This window comes from Selenobaculum gibii, assembly GCF_030273445.1.
Classification (GTDB): Bacteria; Bacillota; Negativicutes; order ICN-92133; family ICN-92133; genus Selenobaculum; species Selenobaculum gibii.
Map to the genome: position 1 here is coordinate 2,560,617 of NZ_CP120678.1, position 15,775 is coordinate 2,576,391.

At 34.2% G+C, this 15,775-nt stretch carries 19 protein-coding genes; 4 read left to right on the forward strand and 15 right to left on the reverse strand.

The genetic code is table 11. The features are described from left to right. The 3 genes from P3F81_RS12210 to P3F81_RS12220 form a co-directional block, all read right to left on the reverse strand. Positions 1–1,965 (reverse strand): DNA-binding domain-containing protein, encoded by a 1,965-nt coding sequence (locus P3F81_RS12210; protein WP_309320476.1) that lies wholly within the window; start codon positions 1,963–1,965, stop codon positions 1–3. A 105-nt stretch (positions 1,966–2,070) separates the two neighbouring features. Then, entirely contained in the window at positions 2,071–2,562 is a 492-nt protein-coding gene (locus tag P3F81_RS12215) for a hypothetical protein (protein ID WP_309320477.1), read from the reverse strand. A 106-nt stretch (positions 2,563–2,668) separates the two neighbouring features. Beyond that, on the reverse strand, positions 2,669–2,866 hold the full coding sequence (locus P3F81_RS12220) for a helix-turn-helix domain-containing protein (protein ID WP_309320479.1): 198 nt from the start codon (positions 2,864–2,866) through the stop codon (positions 2,669–2,671). A gap of 102 nt (positions 2,867–2,968) precedes the next feature. Here P3F81_RS12220 and P3F81_RS12225 point away from each other — a divergent pair, with 102 nt between their 5' ends. Together P3F81_RS12225 and P3F81_RS12230 are read left to right on the forward strand one after the other, a co-directional pair. After that, complete coding sequence (locus P3F81_RS12225) at positions 2,969–3,628, forward strand: hypothetical protein (RefSeq protein ID WP_309320480.1); 660 nt, start codon at positions 2,969–2,971, stop codon at positions 3,626–3,628. Between the two features lie 290 nt (positions 3,629–3,918). Continuing rightward, positions 3,919–4,617, forward strand: coding sequence for a DUF2441 domain-containing protein (locus tag P3F81_RS12230; protein WP_309320481.1), 699 nt, complete (start codon positions 3,919–3,921; stop codon positions 4,615–4,617). A 10-nt stretch (positions 4,618–4,627) separates the two neighbouring features. Here P3F81_RS12230 and P3F81_RS12235 read toward each other — a convergent pair whose 3' ends face one another. Then, positions 4,628–4,789: a hypothetical protein gene (locus P3F81_RS12235; RefSeq protein WP_309320482.1), complete on the reverse strand. Its 162-nt coding sequence runs from the start codon at positions 4,787–4,789 to the stop codon at positions 4,628–4,630. Positions 4,790–5,049: 260 nt separating this feature from the next. On the opposite strand from P3F81_RS12235, the gene P3F81_RS12240 reads away from it, so the two are divergent. Continuing rightward, positions 5,050–5,460: a helix-turn-helix domain-containing protein gene (locus P3F81_RS12240; protein ID WP_309320483.1), complete on the forward strand. Its 411-nt coding sequence runs from the start codon at positions 5,050–5,052 to the stop codon at positions 5,458–5,460. A gap of 347 nt (positions 5,461–5,807) precedes the next feature. On the opposite strand, the gene P3F81_RS12245 is transcribed toward P3F81_RS12240, so the two are convergent. After that, the gene (locus P3F81_RS12245; protein ID WP_309320484.1) at positions 5,808–7,955 is read right to left on the reverse strand and encodes an isopeptide-forming domain-containing fimbrial protein; all 2,148 of its coding nucleotides are present in this window, start codon (positions 7,953–7,955) and stop codon (positions 5,808–5,810) included. Between the two features lie 364 nt (positions 7,956–8,319). Further along, positions 8,320–9,765, reverse strand: a complete 1,446-nt coding sequence (locus P3F81_RS12250) for an NAD(P)/FAD-dependent oxidoreductase (protein WP_147669536.1) — start codon at positions 9,763–9,765, stop codon at positions 8,320–8,322. A gap of 722 nt (positions 9,766–10,487) precedes the next feature. Between P3F81_RS12250 and P3F81_RS12255 the strand changes: the two genes are divergently transcribed. Further along, on the forward strand, positions 10,488–11,084 hold the full coding sequence (locus P3F81_RS12255) for a nitroreductase family protein (protein WP_147669535.1): 597 nt from the start codon (positions 10,488–10,490) through the stop codon (positions 11,082–11,084). Between the two features lie 463 nt (positions 11,085–11,547). Here the strand turns inward: P3F81_RS12255 and P3F81_RS12260 are convergent, their stop codons facing one another. From P3F81_RS12260 to P3F81_RS12300, 9 genes are all read right to left on the reverse strand, one after another. After that, positions 11,548–12,246 carry an HIRAN domain-containing protein gene (locus P3F81_RS12260; protein WP_147669534.1) on the reverse strand — a complete coding sequence of 233 codons (699 nt, stop codon included), beginning with the start codon at positions 12,244–12,246 and terminating at the stop codon, positions 11,548–11,550. A 2-nt stretch (positions 12,247–12,248) separates the two neighbouring features. Beyond that, positions 12,249–12,497 carry a hypothetical protein gene (locus P3F81_RS12265; RefSeq protein ID WP_147669533.1) on the reverse strand — a complete coding sequence of 83 codons (249 nt, stop codon included), beginning with the start codon at positions 12,495–12,497 and terminating at the stop codon, positions 12,249–12,251. 151 nt (positions 12,498–12,648) lie between these two features. Beyond that, positions 12,649–13,269: an ERF family protein gene (locus P3F81_RS12270; protein ID WP_147669532.1), complete on the reverse strand. Its 621-nt coding sequence runs from the start codon at positions 13,267–13,269 to the stop codon at positions 12,649–12,651. A 15-nt stretch (positions 13,270–13,284) separates the two neighbouring features. Continuing rightward, positions 13,285–14,019, reverse strand: a complete 735-nt coding sequence (locus tag P3F81_RS12275) for a DUF1281 family ferredoxin-like fold protein (protein WP_147669531.1) — start codon at positions 14,017–14,019, stop codon at positions 13,285–13,287. An 88-nt stretch (positions 14,020–14,107) separates the two neighbouring features. Next, complete coding sequence (locus tag P3F81_RS12280) at positions 14,108–14,293, reverse strand: hypothetical protein (RefSeq protein ID WP_147669530.1); 186 nt, start codon at positions 14,291–14,293, stop codon at positions 14,108–14,110. Next, positions 14,293–14,601, reverse strand: a complete 309-nt coding sequence (locus tag P3F81_RS12285) for a hypothetical protein (RefSeq protein ID WP_147669529.1) — start codon at positions 14,599–14,601, stop codon at positions 14,293–14,295. The genes P3F81_RS12280 and P3F81_RS12285 overlap by 1 nt, the downstream gene beginning before the upstream one ends. A 44-nt stretch (positions 14,602–14,645) precedes the next feature. Beyond that, positions 14,646–14,918, reverse strand: a complete 273-nt coding sequence (locus P3F81_RS12290; RefSeq protein WP_147669528.1) for a hypothetical protein — start codon at positions 14,916–14,918, stop codon at positions 14,646–14,648. Between the two features lie 78 nt (positions 14,919–14,996). Then, entirely contained in the window at positions 14,997–15,560 is a 564-nt protein-coding gene (locus P3F81_RS12295; protein WP_147669527.1) for an ATPase, read from the reverse strand. Further along, entirely contained in the window at positions 15,544–15,741 is a 198-nt protein-coding gene (locus P3F81_RS12300; protein WP_147669526.1) for a hypothetical protein, read from the reverse strand. Before P3F81_RS12300 ends, P3F81_RS12295 begins: the two co-directional genes overlap by 17 nt. Positions 15,742–15,775: the final 34 nt, after the last annotated feature.

Here is a 15,775-nt window from a genome sequence, read left to right on the forward strand (position 1 = left end):
CTAAAAATCCCCTTTCCGCTTTTCTATTTTTGCCTTTGCCATAATCTCAAATGGATTTATATCATCCGTTCCTGTCGCTTTCATTGCCCGAACTGCCTCTCTACCTGCTTGCGGTAATGGAACCATTTCAACAACTTTATTTGGTGTAACATCAGCAGCAATATTGCCATATAGCTTGTAAAGTTCAGTAATATCAGCCGGTGCAAGCGGTTTTACTTTCTTTGTCGCTTGATAAGACGGATGATTTAACACTGCTTTTTTCTCAATTGCTTTACGTGCCATTTCCGCGCCCAATACTTCTTTATCTGCATTAATCGCAGCTATCGCCTCAATTCTATTTGCTTCACCCAAATATTCATCCTTCGTTGTATATAACCAAATCTTACTTAAATCTTCCTCACGATACCGCACGTAAACAGCTTGTCCTTTTTTGAGAATCGAATCTTTTAAGTAGTATTCACTACCTTTGAAGGCAACACCGTTACGTCCAATCTTGAATGGATTCGTTGATTTCATGAAAAATAACCGCATTACACTTGGATCAGCTGTACGCATTGGAAGTCGCGTCCGCATAAAGGTTGCATCTGGACATTCCCCTTCACGCCCTTTACCTTGCGAAACCTGTTTATTTAGTACGTTTTTCGCCCAATCATTAAAGATTTGCTTGAACTCATCCAAGCTAACTCCGTATTTTTTCGGCTGTTTGAGTTTCTTTTCTAAATCGTCAGGACGCTCTTTTGCATTACGTCCGCAATAGGTCGGAAAAGGCTTGGAAAACCATTCGACAACGTTTCTAAATTCACGTTCAACTACTTTCGCCCTTGCATTTTCAACTATGGCAAAATGCGTTTTTACTTTTAGTCGTTCCATGAGCGTTGCCGTTCGTTTCCCTTCTTCGATCAGCAATTCCTTATCTTCTTCGGTTAGCTTTTTCCCCCGATTGCCCCGGCCTGCAAATTTATGCGAACAATAATCACGTCCGTTATCTATATAGATATCTCGTGGCAAGCCAATCGCTGGATCAAGTGCAGCATTTGCAAAAGCTGCAATAATTTCATCCGTGCATGGGGAAAGATTTACCGTCCAGCCAACTAGCTTCCGACTTCTCATATCCATCCAAGCCGTCAGCCAAGGTCTTGTCCATTTTGGCTTTTCAACTGAACCTGTATTAATAAATAAATCAAACACATGATGATCACCGACAAAAACCTCACCTGCTGAAATGCTTTCATAGTCACGCTGCGTATATGCTTGGCTGTTATCATAGAAGTTCTTTTCTCCGAAGCGTTTGAGTCTGCGAACCGCTTCGGGAATATCCTGCTTTGCCATGCGTGCTACCGTCTTCAAAGAAGGAATCTCCCAGCTTTCTTTTTTCGCTTCAAGTTCAAGTAACCGATAACAAAAACCAATACTAGGTCTTGTTAGTTGTAGATACTGTCCGCAGAAAAAATCCCATGCGTTAGCATCTATTGCCCGTTGCTCTTTTCGCTTGCCGTAGCCTGTGAGTAGTCCCATCAAGCCATCTTTTTTATATTGACGACCCCAATTATACAGCGTTGATTTAGATATCACTTCATCTGGATGCGCTTCGTTCCACACCGTTACAAAGTTGTCCGTCAATACCGTTTTCTTACCAGCCACGGCGATATATGCTTCATATTGCTTTAGAATTTGATATCTACGATTTGCTATATCTCGTTGCCACTGCGCCGCAGTATCATATTCGTTTGATACTACGCGTTCTGGTTCATCAATTAGCTTATTAGCTACCATATACTTAGTTTGTGCTTCAAGTTTCAAGCTAGATAGTGCTATTTTAGCTATTTGTCCGCTTTTTCCACCCCGTACCCCCTCAACATATTGAACATTTTCATATTTTCCTGACGAAATATTCTTTTGAACAGCCCGCTCGCTTATCCCAAGTAATTCAGCAGTTTCAGCTGTATTTAAAAAGTATTCAGCCATTTACAGCACGTCCTTTAACAAAAGACTGCCGAATATAAGCTTTACCGTCCATGATATACTTGATTTTCTTTATTCCGTTGATAATAGAACAAACCATGATTACTTTCACTGTACATCACCCCGCAAACCATTCCATTCATTTGTAAGTTGACGCTTCTTTTTTTGTATCGCCTTTTCTGCCTGGGACAATCGCCCAAGTTCTAATAGATAGATTTCATCTGATTTCACCATTCGTCCACCCGATGCAGAAACTAAGATATCCAGCATGGTATAGTCCTTCGTTATCTTGCAAAAAATCGGGAAGTATTCGGCAGGCATCCGATACCCTTCTTTTGATTCTGCCGTATAGGCATTTAGCATACTTTCTGTTATCTCCATGCCCAAGTATTCTGACATTCTCCCTGCAATTTCATATCGCTTTAACCCGCAGTTTTTAATTGCTTCTGAAATTGCATCCTTTATCCGTAAGCCCAACGGCTTAGTTTCTTTTTGATAATCTTCTTTAGCAAATTTTTTAGGATTGATTTCTTCAATCATTTCAAATAAATTTAGCTGATTTTCTTTAGCCACATCTATTTTTGTTTTACGTTTTGCCATTTTCAAAACCGCCAATCTAAGGTATACTTTGTTTAAAGTAATTTATTCAATTACTTTATTGTAGTGAATGTAAAGTAACATGCGTCCAAACATACGTACTTTACATTCACGCTACATAAGATGACCAAATTTCATCAATGTCCTTGCCAAGGATTCTAGCAATTTCTTCTTGAATCCGACGGCTCTTCGACCGTCCATGAATAACTTGATGTATCATCACATGAGATACATCAAACTTACGAGCAATAGACATCTGCGTAACCCCCTTTAACCGAAACACCGCCAAAATTTCATTTGCCGTCATACTACCACCTTCTTATTAAAATTTTCTTTGCTATCCACTCTACTCCATCGAACTTTTTATATGCGTACTATTTTCTACCTATAATTATATTTGGAGAATAAAATGAAAACAGAATCAAAACCTACAAAAATTAAACTTCCACCCGTCAGATTAGACGTTGAAACCTTGTTCAACATTGAAGAACTTGCAAATAAATACTACAAAAAAATAACATTCAAATTAGAGAATACAACTCATACATATTCTTTTAACTCCATAACAGAGATAAACTCTATAAAAGACTATCGTTTTCACAACATGTATATCACTTTTGATGAATATCCTCATCCAATATCAATTAATCTTTCTAATTTACATGGTGAAATTATCATCTCTACAGATTCACCCCAAGACTTAGGTACAGCTGCAAAATTGAAAGCATTATTCACCGATACTTCTTCAATATTTATAAAACTTCTTTATCACAATGAAAGTATAATTTTTATACCTCTACTTTTTGCTTGTTTGTCTTTAATTTCTTGTTATCTATTTTTTTCTACACAAACCATAATCTCTATTTCATCATTCGTATACTTACTAACTACGATGATTATCACTATAAAGACTGTAAAATTTCCCAATTATTCTATAATATATATTAGAAAAAAGCCTCTTACTTTTATGCAACTTATAAAAATAGAGAAGAAAACATTAATAATATATTTTATTTTTCCTATAGTAATTGCAGTACTTAGTTTTTTATTGGGCAAACTTTTTAAATAAAATTTTTTAGCATAACTACTATAGCCCAAGAAATAATTATTGATATTAATGGAATAATTATAAAAAAACTAATAAATTCCTCACTGGTTTGTAAATATTTAAAATCTGAACCAATCCAAGAAAAACTACAAGAAACTAACCACATAAAAATTATTTTTTTTAACAAATGTATCACCTTTCCAAAACTTTAACTTACACTTCCATACATTCAACAACCCCCAATTTTTAAACCTACCGCCGACACAAATTTCACTCTAATTTTTTGCCCGTAGATGTAAAAATTCAGAAAGGTGCTGATTGTCATAGAATATATACAAGATAAAGAATTTTTTCATATCAGCGTACCAAAATTTTATTCTCAATTTCCAGAATGGTCTCTTAATGAGACTCGATTTATTGGGAAAACTACTAATCCCTTTTTTTCTTATTATGATAAAACAAGCTATCAAGTTCTAGACAAAACCAAGACTACTGCTTATCCATTTAATAAAATTGCAAATGTAATGAATGAAATTATATCCGGACGAACCCAAATACCACATGATTTACCGAACTTTTATCACTGCAATCCCAATCGCTGTTTTTCTGAACTTTACAGTTATTTCAAAGATTATCTACTCTTAACGAGGGAATGGATATATGAAGAAGTACGGAAAGAATCGTTTCCACATCTACCTTCAAGGCAAAAAGGCCTTTGGGTTATTCCTATAAACGAAAGTCTTAAAGCTTCCTTAACCTTCTGGGAAAAAAACCTAGTCTCTAATGAAAATGCTAAATTTTTAAAATTAAAATTAACTGGAAAATTACACTTAACTAGTGAAGAGTTTCTTTTAAGTGACTCACTATCTTTAGATCAATTTCGACAAACTGCATTTAAATACTGGCTTGGTTGTAATAATCCTAAAAATCCAGAACAATTAGAATGTATTTTTGAAGGTTTTGCCTCTGTAACCCATATCTATGACTCCCTAGAAGAAATTAATTTTTAATATTAATTTCTTAAACACTATGATTATTGTTAGAAATATCTGTCCGTTTTAAAGCTTCTTGAAAAGATATCGATGGTTTATTTTCCATCTCTACTATAACAGGCAGAATCTGTTTTATAACTTCCGCAGTAATCAACGATGCAATTTTTACAATTCTATTTTCTTCTATCACATTATCATCCCTTCGCCTATTATTTTGTGCTATATTCAATTTTCAGTAAGCCAACCCACTTCTCCACTCTGCCGACGCGTATTAAAAATTTTCCGTCCATTTGGACAAGCTTCAGTTATACAATTATTTTTTTCCCTTGCCCTGCACCGTTTCAAAGTTGGGCTTTATGGGAATACTTAACTTATATATTCAACTTACATTTTTATTCTACTCTAATATATGAGTAAAGTCAACTCTTTTATATGAGTGAGGTGATTTATTTGCAAATTACAAATGAAAATAAGATTATAATAGATAGGATTCGTGATTTACGTATAAAAAACGGACTATCCCAAGCTAAATTTGCTCAATTAATTAATGTATCATCTGGCAATGTAGGTTCATGGGAAACATATAAAACTCTCCCCGGTGCTATTGCTTTAAAAAACATTGCTCTAAAATTAGAGTGTTCGTTAGATTGGCTTATATTAGGCAATGAAGAAAAAAAACTTATTTTACCAGAACAAAAAAACGAGGTCATTTTCGACCCCGAGCTAAAGCGTATGATAGACATTTTAAAAGAATTAATGACAAATGAAAATCCACATATGAGAAGTTGGGCAATTATCCAATTTGAAAAAGCCTTCTCCGAAGTTTGTGCAACTTACGACGAAAAAAAACAACACGCTTAATGCTTTTTCTGTACAACAAAATAGACAGACCCGCCCCGCCTATCTTCAATTAATTAAATAATATATTACATAAAAGTAAAAATAAAGTGGTTCGTCAATCAGTCTTGCTAAAAATGACTTTAAATCCTTGTTCTGCCTAGCTTTATCCACATTTTATAAAAGTTCGTCAATAGGTTCGTCAATTGACTTATCGTGTGCGCATGTAGTGTACACGTTTTTTTATTTTAAAAGCCTTTGAAAGCAATTCCGAAGGGCATTTGAAGGTTTTGAAAACGACAACTTTTAAAAAGCCGAAATTATCCCCAAATGTTTTTCAAACGACTTTTTCCAAAACTAACTTGCTGAACTTATCCACACGAAAAAATCCCCATCAAGCTAGATAAAACATGATGTCTCGGGTTATCCCGTTTAATCCCTGTTTTTCCTAAACTAAATGGGGTGTTATATGTAGCTCCTGAGGCACCTGTTGCACCTGAGGCACCTGTTGCTCCTGTTGCTCCTGTTGCTCCTGTTGCTCCTGTTGCACCGGTGGCTCCTGTAGCTCCTGAGGCACCTGTTGCACCTGAGGCACCTGTAGCACCTGAGGCTCCTGTAGCTCCTGTTGCACCTGTAGCTCCTGAGGCTCCTGTTGCACCTGTAGCTCCTGTTGCACCTGTAGCTCCTGAGGCACCTGTTGCTCCTGTTGCTCCTGTTGCACCGGTGGCTCCTGTTGCTCCTGTTGCTCCTACACCTGTAGCACCTGTTGCGCCTGTAGCTCCGGTAGCACCTGTTGCGCCTGTAGCTCCGGTAGCACCTGTTGCTCCTGTCGCACCTATACCTGTAGCGCCTGTAGCTCCGGTAGCACCTGTTGCGCCTGTAGCTCCGGTAGCACCTGTTGCGCCTGTAGCTCCGGTAGCACCTGTTGCGCCTGTAGCTCCGGTAGCACCTGTTGCGCCTGTAGCTCCGGTAGCACCTGTTGCTCCTGTACCCGTTGCACCTGTTGCACCTGTTGCCCCTGTTGCGCCTGTCGGTCCAGTGGGGCAAATTGTACAAATCGAGTTTATAACAATAGTATCAACTGAATTACTTACTGTCGTAATATTTCTAATATTTCCTTCTACATCTCTAAACTTATACTGGAGTGCTCCCGTATTTTCAATACTTGTTCCATTTTCGACATTATCATTGATTGTCGCCCGAAACTTAATTGTAACTGATTTATTCGCCTCAACATCGGCAATTTTAACTCCAGATCCAATTATTCTTTCATCGGCCTGCAAATTATTAACGATCAGAGAATTTTTTTCAATTGTAAGATAGCTTGGAAGTTGATCTTTAAATTCTACGTTTGTCAAAACTTGATTACTTGTGTTTTTAAAAGTAATTGTATATGTTAATACATCTCCTGGTTCGGCAACTACTTTGCTTACCTTTTTATCAATACTTATAACCGGGGTCCCTTCTAATTCATAAAGTCTTATATCATCAATTAAATAATCATTCCCATTCGCTGGTCCACCTTCACTAATAAAGCTTACTGTTAAGGATTTATGATCACCACTATTAAACATTGCTCCCACCTGCTTCCATGTTGGAATTTTCGTTGTACCTAAATCGTTATTTAATAACTGATCGAACAATGCAGTTGCTCCCTCTACCAATACACGTAATTGTGGTAACACCTGCCCCTGCCTTGAATCAACATTCATCACCCATGTTGAAAATACATAATCGGTATTTGGCCTAACATTAACATTTGCGGTAAATATATATTGCTTTGGATAACTTCCATTGACAATCATCATTCGCCCATTTTCATCCCCAGTAGTATGGTCAGCAACATTAAACCAGGTACGAAAATTTGTATTTGTTATTATATTAGCAATTGAATATTGCCCATCTGTCGGATACCCAGTTTGATAACGAACATAACTAAAGTTTGTTTGAAAATCATTATATGGAGGATTTAAAGTTGGTTGACTAGTTTGCACCGCTGTCCCATTTGCTAATGCCCCAAAGGATCCATTACTACCCGCTTTAATTAAATTATCACCAATTGTTACATAATGATTTAAATCTAATTCAATATCCTGCGCAGGTGCATCGACAAATTGAATGTTTGTAACATTACTAAAAGCAACCGATACATAAACAGTATTTGGAGATAGAGAATTTACCCGATTCGCTTCACTTGGCGGCGATGTTATAGTTGCTATTGCAGGATCAGCTGGCGTAACTATAATCTTCTGCGCATTGCCCCAATCTCCACTGGTAGATATCGTTCCCATATAACTAGCAGCTTCTACCACACGGTACTTTCCTTGTGGTACAGAAGTAAATTTGAATTTTCCCGAACTATCTGTTTTTACAACGATTCCCTTCCCCTCAAACGTACCGATGACAGTTTTAGTCCCCTCAACTTGCAATGCAACAGGTATATTTTTTATTGGCTGATTTCCCGATAATTGACTGGGCTGACTATTGATGTTAAACACAATACTCCCTGATATATCCATATGCCCTCCTAAAAAATTATTTAATTTACTAAGATTTCTTTAATGAAATTTAGAAATTTAGAAATAATCAATAGTATATTTCTATGTGCTTCTTTACATAATACAAGAACTCAAAATCATAGCATAATACAATATATGAATTGCAATAAAATTATGGAACGCTATAATATCGTCTTCTTACAAGTAAAGCGTTTTCAATTACTTATATAACCGCTTTATTTACTTTACATAATTTATATAAATCTACATAAAAACAGCCCTCACGCTAATTCCGTGAAGGCTGTCTTTATGTGTAACTTTTTAATCATTAAAACTCTATTTTCTTTTTATAATATCACCGTATTTATTAATATAAAAATTCTATTTAATGAATTTTCGTTATATCTAAACGCTTTACTCTTGTTACTATTTCTTCGAATCTATTTACCCTGCCTTTTATTTCATCAGGTTCTACATTAAGCTCACGAGCAAGAATTTTTCTTACTCTCGGACCACAAAATGCTCCTTGACATGGCCCAAAACCAGCTCTAGTTCGCCGTGCCACACCATCTAAGGTATTTACTGGTAACCCTCGATGAAGCGCATCCATAATTTCCGCTTCCGTTACAGATTCACACCGACATATGATATGCAGATTAGGATCTTTGGAATCTATACTTCCTTTAAAATCAGCAGTTTTTTTCTTTATAATTGGGGCCCGATAGGAACGAAACTCTGTTTTTGGTAGCAAGTTTAATCCACTTACTTTTAAAATTTCTACTACTTTTAATGCGATAGCTGGTGATGAAGTTAATCCTGGAGAATCTATTCCAATAAGATTAATAAATCTTTTTACCCTGCTCTCCTCAATTACCCAATCCTTTTTATTCGATTTAGGTCTATTCCCCGCAAATGATTTTAATGCCCTTTTTAAAGATATCTCAGGTACCGATTTTTTCGCTAATTCAGCAATATGAATTAAAGCATCCTCATCTGTACTTAAATCTTCTTTGTCGTTAATTTCTTCAGCATTTGGTCCAATTAAAAGATTTCCATGATACGTAGATGTCACTAAAATTCCCTTTCCTAATTTGGTTGGGACTTGGAATATGACCGCATTCGCTAAATTATTCTGTGTTTTATCTAAAATAATATACTGTCCTCTTGAAGCATGAATGTCGTATTCATCTATTCCAGCCATTTTAGCAATAGCATCACTATAAATTCCCGCTGAATTAATTACATACTGGCTTTTTATTATTTCCTTTTGGTTTATTTCAACTTCAAAATATTCTTCTTTTTGTACTATCTTCGTTACTTCACTATTTAATTTTATCTCTACGCCATTAGCAATAGCATTTTCAGCCAAGGCAATAACAAATTCATAAGGCGATGTTACACCCGCATTTTCACAGTATAATGCTTTTGTTACCGTTTCACTTAAATGAGGTTCCATTTGCCTTGCCTTGTCTCCATCTATAATCTCTAGCCCTTCGACTCCATTTTTTATCCCTTTATGATATATCTCATCTAATTTTTCATTTTCTTCCTCATTAAATGCCAAAACAAAAGAACCCGTTTTTCGATAACCGAAGTTTAGTTCTTTTTCCATTTGTTCATACATTCGATTGCCCTTTACACATAGCTCGGCTTTTATCGTTCCAGGTTCATCTGAATATCCACCATGTACAATTCCACTATTTGCTTTAGAACAACCACAGCCAACATCTCCCAATTTTTCAATTACACATACTTTTAGTTCATACTTTGCCAATTCACGTGCAATATTTGTTCCAACTACACCTGCACCAATAACACAAATATCATACATCTAAAAACCTCCCTATATTTTTATATTTTGATGAAGTAATCCTGAATTCCGTGGAATTTCAACTCTATATGAATCTTATTCATATCTATCCGGAGCTTAGCGTTTCTAAATTCCCTTTTATAGAAGATAGTAATTCTATCAACAGAGAAATAAAATCTTTGCTTTTGTCAGAATTGCTATTACGTTAGATAAGTGGGGCAATCATTAGCTAAACGCGAAATATAAAATATTCATTTTATATTTTGTCCAAGATAAACATTAATTTGCAATTGATATCCACGATATTCTGTTATTTTCCCTTACATAATAATCAACTTCTCTTTATCTTAGATTATCATAATATTTAACATTTTTAAAGGCAAAATATTTTCACCTAATTTTCATACTTCCTTTTTTTATTTAGCGACAAAGAAAGAAATTTATATAATAATCATTCTAAATCTTTATTGAAAATATATTATTGAGGGATTACGCTTATCTAGCGCCATTGATAGTGCAATTTATGTCCATACAAACCAAATTTAAAAGCAATAAAAGATTATTTTTTATCCGTACAAATCATCCTTTTTGCAATTGTTATATTTCATCAAAGAATTCTTTTATTGAAAGACTCATATTTTTACTTAAGTTAACAAAATACAAGGTTTGACAGAAAAATTTCTCTGTTATATATTTAAAGCGTAAATAGTAAGTATGATTAAATGAAGAAAGAAGGCATTAAAATGAAGTGTTTTCAGGAATCGGTTATTCACCGTCGTACAAACTATGCATTAGGAAAATCAATTCCAGTATTGCCATCGCAAATTATTGCTGTAGTAGAGCGTATGACCCGAGAGGTTCCATCAGCTTTCAATATGCAATCGGCACGTGTGATAGTGGCTATGGGAAAACATCACAAAAAAATTTGGCAGATAACAAAGGAAACATTGAAGAAAATTGTTTCTCCAGAAAGTTTCTCAGCAACAGAAACTAAGATCGATGGTTTTTCGTCTGCCTATGGCACGGTGCTTTTCTTTGAAGAAATGAACATCATAAAAGATATGCAGGAAAAGTTTGCAGCTTATGCGGATAATTTTCCGGTTTGGGCACAACAAGCGAATGGAATGCTGCAATTTTCCATTTGGACAGCTCTTGACGATATCGGAATTGGCGTAAATCTTCAACATTACAATCCATTAATTGATGCTGAGATTAAAGAATATTTTACTGTACCGGATAGTTGGAAACTCATTGCACAGATGCCTTTTGGAGAAATAAAACAGCCTCCAATGCCAATAGAAAAAATCTCTATAAGTGAACGGGTAAAAGTATTTAGTTAATATTTCAACAAGCCATTATTTAAACATTTTTATTATAACCATTAAAAAGAGTTGCAAAAACAGCAACTCTTAATTTTTTAAAGAAAATCCTCGGAATTGGGCTGTTCTCTATCTTTTGAGAAGCTGATGCTCTATTCAACCCACATTCTCCACGATAGTGCAGACACGCAAAAAAGCCCTCACAGAACGTGAGGGCTTGTATTCTCTATGGAGCGGGCGAAGGGAATCGAACCCTCGTATTCAGCTTGGGAAAACTATTATTTTAAAAATCACTATTTTAATAACATTTAAATAAAGATGCTATAGCCCTTGATATATCAAGGGCTATAGCTTATTGAGCAGTTACTTTACATTCCATTTATTTTCCAATATTTTATTATTTTATGCCTTATTTTTTATCATTTTTACCGCGATAAGGTGCAAATAAGGTGCAGCACCTCATTTACTATTTTAAATAAAACGATTATTCTATCCCATCCTTTTTTATCGTTATTTTAACTTTAATACAATCCGCATTGTAGTTATTCTCCACAACTTGGCAGATAACATTCTTATTTTTAACCAATAAGTAACTGATATCCTTAGATAAATATCTCGGCAGATAACCGAATAATTGATTACTTTGTGTTAATACTTGCACTGCATATTCATCATATTGATTATTAGGTTCCATTTTAAAAATTAAAATATCTCCTTTTAATACTCTTATCGCCTGACTACAATGTTCTAAATCACCTTTGCAACCTAAATGAAAACTTGTTCCCGCTATATATACGTCGCGCTTCTGCTCAGCATCATCTAGTATTGGATCAATAAATTCTAATTTATCAATAGGAAGTCTAGCCCCACTCTTCTTTAAAAGCTCATATGCATTATATTCTTGCAAATTATACTTTTTTAAAATTTTATCAATTCCTTTACGCTTAGGATCAGGCAGTCGACTAGCAAATACCGAAAATAAAGCTTCACTTTCATATATTTTATCTATATCAGGGAACTCAATTAAAGGTTCAAACCCAGCTAACATTGCTAATTTAATCTCATGTCCATATTGAAATCTATATTTTGCATTTTTTGATAATTCAGCAACAGTATATCTTCTTTTGCTTTCTTGCTCTTTCCAAATCAGATATAAATAATCACGACCATCTTTTAAAGACAATGCTAATCCTCCTCTCCTTTATCTAGTTGATACATTAGCTTGACCTTTTCTGCTAAAAATTTCTTTATTAGGATCTTTTTATTATTGTTTAATATATCTTTTGGATATTTACTTAAAATTTTATTTACCGTCGTTTCATTTATTTCTACTTTTATTAGCTCTACAAAACCCGCTATCTCTTTATTATAATTCTTCCATATATAAGATAATACTTCGTAATGTCTCGGAGTCCTTTTTGCTTTTTTATCCAATCGTAGAATAGACCTTGGGTTTGTATCCACTAAAGACTTATTATTCATAATACCATTTAAAATTTTATTAACAATCGCGGCTATTAATAAACTTGCTATTTACTAATAATCTATGTCCATAAAAACGCATCCTTTAAAACCACTACAATGACTATGCAACAACCCTTCCATTATTTAATTTTTGACACTTCATACAAAGCGGTACACCATGTTTACTTAGCGAATATTTATAAACCTTCTCCGTCAGTTTATCTTTACATTTTTTGCAGAGATATTCATTAGCTACAACATTATTCGTTGCGGCTTTATTTTTTGTCGATTTTACCCTATTCTCTTCATGTATTACATTAGATTCATCCGTATTACTATCTGCTTCTGGATCATCGCCGGTAGCAATGGCAAAACTCATCATATACGCATATTTAATTCCTGCTGTTTGTGCTTTCATTATTGCTTTATCTCCTGAATCTTGACCACTTCCAAGTCCTATAAAGCTAACAGTTTCCCCACTATCCCCATCTACCAGCATGACGTCTACTTTTACTGTGGCTAAATGCTCAATACTTCCTTTTACCGTTGTTACTTCATCCATTCTCAGTAATTCAGATAATACAACGGAACATAGATTCTGTTTTACTAAGGCTTGATTTATTTTTTCTAATACATCAGCACTTGTTGCATAGGAATAATTATGAAAGGTATTTCTGCCTTTCTTTTCTATATAGGACACTTCTTTCATGATTTCTACTAGTTTTTTTGCAATCTTTTGCATAATATAAGACCACCTCTACTTGCAAAGCTTGCATTCATCACATTTTCTACGGAAATATTGTCCATCATCATCTACATCAATACATTCTGTCTCTCCCCAGCATTTTTCATAGATTTGATAGGCTTCGGAACTAAATCCTTCTACGGTATCTGGTTCAATTATTTCACCTGCTAAATAAGTTTGCTTACCTGTATTTGCTCCTATATCTTCATCTGCCCATAGGTGATGAATTGTTATCGTCGGAAACATTGCAGATAGCTTCATCATTACAGGAAACGGTGCAGTCCATGCAGTATCAAAGTCTATTTCATTTTCGTTAATTTTCTCTGCTACCATTGCATTCCACTTGGTTCCCCACATTTTTCTAGACCAGTCATACCAATCTTTATATCCGTATTTTTCGACGTTTTTATATACTTGCTCACCTAAAGATAAATTTAAATAATAATTTTTTTGCAGATATTCTTCAAATCCTGTATCGGATAAATTTTCTTTATTTGCTTCACATTGATTAACGTACCTTTGATAAAGTCTTGTAAGATTATCTGACATTTTTTTAGATTTTAAATAAACGATATAATCATAAGATACTTCACTACTAGAGCCACTTTCTATATTTAAATTTTCGGGCATAGGGATAATAGTATTAAAATCAAAATCAGCTTCTTTCGTTTTTACTGTTTTAAATAGTTTTTCAATGGTTTGACTATCACCGGTAAAAGTTAAGATATTTTTCACATAGTTTGGCATTCTTTTTTCCTCCTAAATATAGAAAACTCCTGTAACTGATAATAGCTACAGGAGTTTAATTTTGTTTTAATTTTGTTTTTATTTTGCTTTAATTTACTTTTCCATATAAATCATCTACATAATAAAGGCAGGTAATCGGATTAAATATTGCTGTACAGGTTATTCCTTCATATTCAGCAATATATTTATTTCCGTCTACCTGCCTAATTAATGTTGCGACTGCAAAATCTCGTTTACTATGGATAAAGGCTCTTACTTTTTGATTTTCTTTCATCAGCCTACTTTCCTTTCTTTCGTTGGTAACTCATAGGATTGGTTTGAATCTAACAAGATTTTCTCTAAGTAGCTAAATTCAACAGCAATGCTGCCAACATATTCTGTATCTATTTTTTCAATATCCGTATGGGATAACATTGCATAAATGCTATCTGTTAATTCTTTTATTTGAGCGTAGCTTAATGTAAGTAATAATTCTGTATTTTTTGATTTATTGTTTAGCATAATGCCAATAGATTGCTTGTTTTGCATAAGTTTTGCCTGTACTTCACTATAGGTCATAACTACATTGATAGTGCAACACATAATAGATCCTCCTTTTGCTTTAAATTTAATTTTTTTTAATTATTTTAGGCAATAGAATCATCCCCTAATCTATATTGACGTTTATATTCGTCAAGTTCACTTATTTCAAAGATTCCATGACACCAATCTAAACAGGTACGTAAATCTTTAAAGTTTTCAACGAAACATTCTCCTTCGGTGTTGTCAATGCCAATAAACATGCCTTGATAACGGTAGTAAAAACATTGACGAGGAATAAATTTTCTTTGGATCCATCTTTGCATTAATTTTTGTGCTTTGTGGTGGCTGATTTTCATTATGTCCATCATATCTGCCATTACACTCTCTCCTTATCTTGCAATGAAATAGAAAAAGCAGATAGACTCTATATTCAGCCTATCTGCCTTTATGGAAATTTATTTTAAATTTAATTTTACTAAATCTTCTATATTATTTCTATCCCAAAATTCATTTTCCCAATAAGAGTATTGATCTTTACGCTTTTTTAAAATCCTAAAAGGTGTATCAGAATTATCGTATACATGACATATATCACAAACTTTTAACAACTCTGGCAGTAAATTCATGCACCGTTCATAACGTTTAATAATTTTATCTGTTGCTACATCATGCCCACCAGATGCTTTTCTTGATTTTACTCGTAATACATTAATATTATAATCTGCCGTTAAAACATAAATGCATCGAATGAAAAACCCTTGCTGTTTTGCTATCTTTAACATATCCAATTTTCTTTCTGTTGATAATACTGTTTCAAAAGTAAAGCTTTTACTTTCAGAAATAAATTGATATCTCATTTTATCCGCTAATTGTGCAGCTTCTAAATCCGTGCAATGGTTTGTTCTTTTTATATCATCTGCATTTACATAGGGCTCTATAATATTCGCCATTTTTGTTATTGTACTTTTTCCGCTACCATTTGGTCCTGCAAATACAATAATTTCAGGCTTTTTCAACATATTCTTTTCTCCCGTCAGGATATTCTAAATACGGTGCTTTTTTCGCAAAATCATATTTTGCGATTGGTAAACCTTTAATTTTTTTTATTTCATTTTCGATTCTAACCGCTTCTTGAAATCGCTTCGTCAATTCTTCATCCGAAAGACCACAAGTGGAATCTAATTCATTTTGCCGTATCATAATAATCCCCCTTTGTTATAAGTATATGTAAATA

Coding starts and splice junctions, on each gene's coding strand:
- P3F81_RS12210 (WP_309320476.1), bottom strand. CDS start 1,965: ATGGCTGAATACTTTTTAAATACAGCTGAAACTGCTGAATTACTTGGG.
- P3F81_RS12215 (WP_309320477.1), bottom strand. CDS start 2,562: ATGGCAAAACGTAAAACAAAAATAGATGTGGCTAAAGAAAATCAGCTA.
- P3F81_RS12220 (WP_309320479.1), bottom strand. CDS start 2,866: ATGACGGCAAATGAAATTTTGGCGGTGTTTCGGTTAAAGGGGGTTACG.
- P3F81_RS12225 (WP_309320480.1), top strand. CDS start 2,969: ATGAAAACAGAATCAAAACCTACAAAAATTAAACTTCCACCCGTCAGA.
- P3F81_RS12245 (WP_309320484.1), bottom strand. CDS start 7,955: ATGGATATATCAGGGAGTATTGTGTTTAACATCAATAGTCAGCCCAGT.
- P3F81_RS12250 (WP_147669536.1), bottom strand. CDS start 9,765: ATGTATGATATTTGTGTTATTGGTGCAGGTGTAGTTGGAACAAATATT.
- P3F81_RS12255 (WP_147669535.1), top strand. CDS start 10,488: ATGAAGTGTTTTCAGGAATCGGTTATTCACCGTCGTACAAACTATGCA.
- P3F81_RS12270 (WP_147669532.1), bottom strand. CDS start 13,269: ATGCAAAAGATTGCAAAAAAACTAGTAGAAATCATGAAAGAAGTGTCC.
- P3F81_RS12275 (WP_147669531.1), bottom strand. CDS start 14,019: ATGCCAAACTATGTGAAAAATATCTTAACTTTTACCGGTGATAGTCAA.
- P3F81_RS12280 (WP_147669530.1), bottom strand. CDS start 14,293: ATGAAAGAAAATCAAAAAGTAAGAGCCTTTATCCATAGTAAACGAGAT.
- P3F81_RS12285 (WP_147669529.1), bottom strand. CDS start 14,601: ATGTGTTGCACTATCAATGTAGTTATGACCTATAGTGAAGTACAGGCA.
- P3F81_RS12290 (WP_147669528.1), bottom strand. CDS start 14,918: ATGGCAGATATGATGGACATAATGAAAATCAGCCACCACAAAGCACAA.
- P3F81_RS12295 (WP_147669527.1), bottom strand. CDS start 15,560: ATGTTGAAAAAGCCTGAAATTATTGTATTTGCAGGACCAAATGGTAGC.
- P3F81_RS12300 (WP_147669526.1), bottom strand. CDS start 15,741: ATGATACGGCAAAATGAATTAGATTCCACTTGTGGTCTTTCGGATGAA.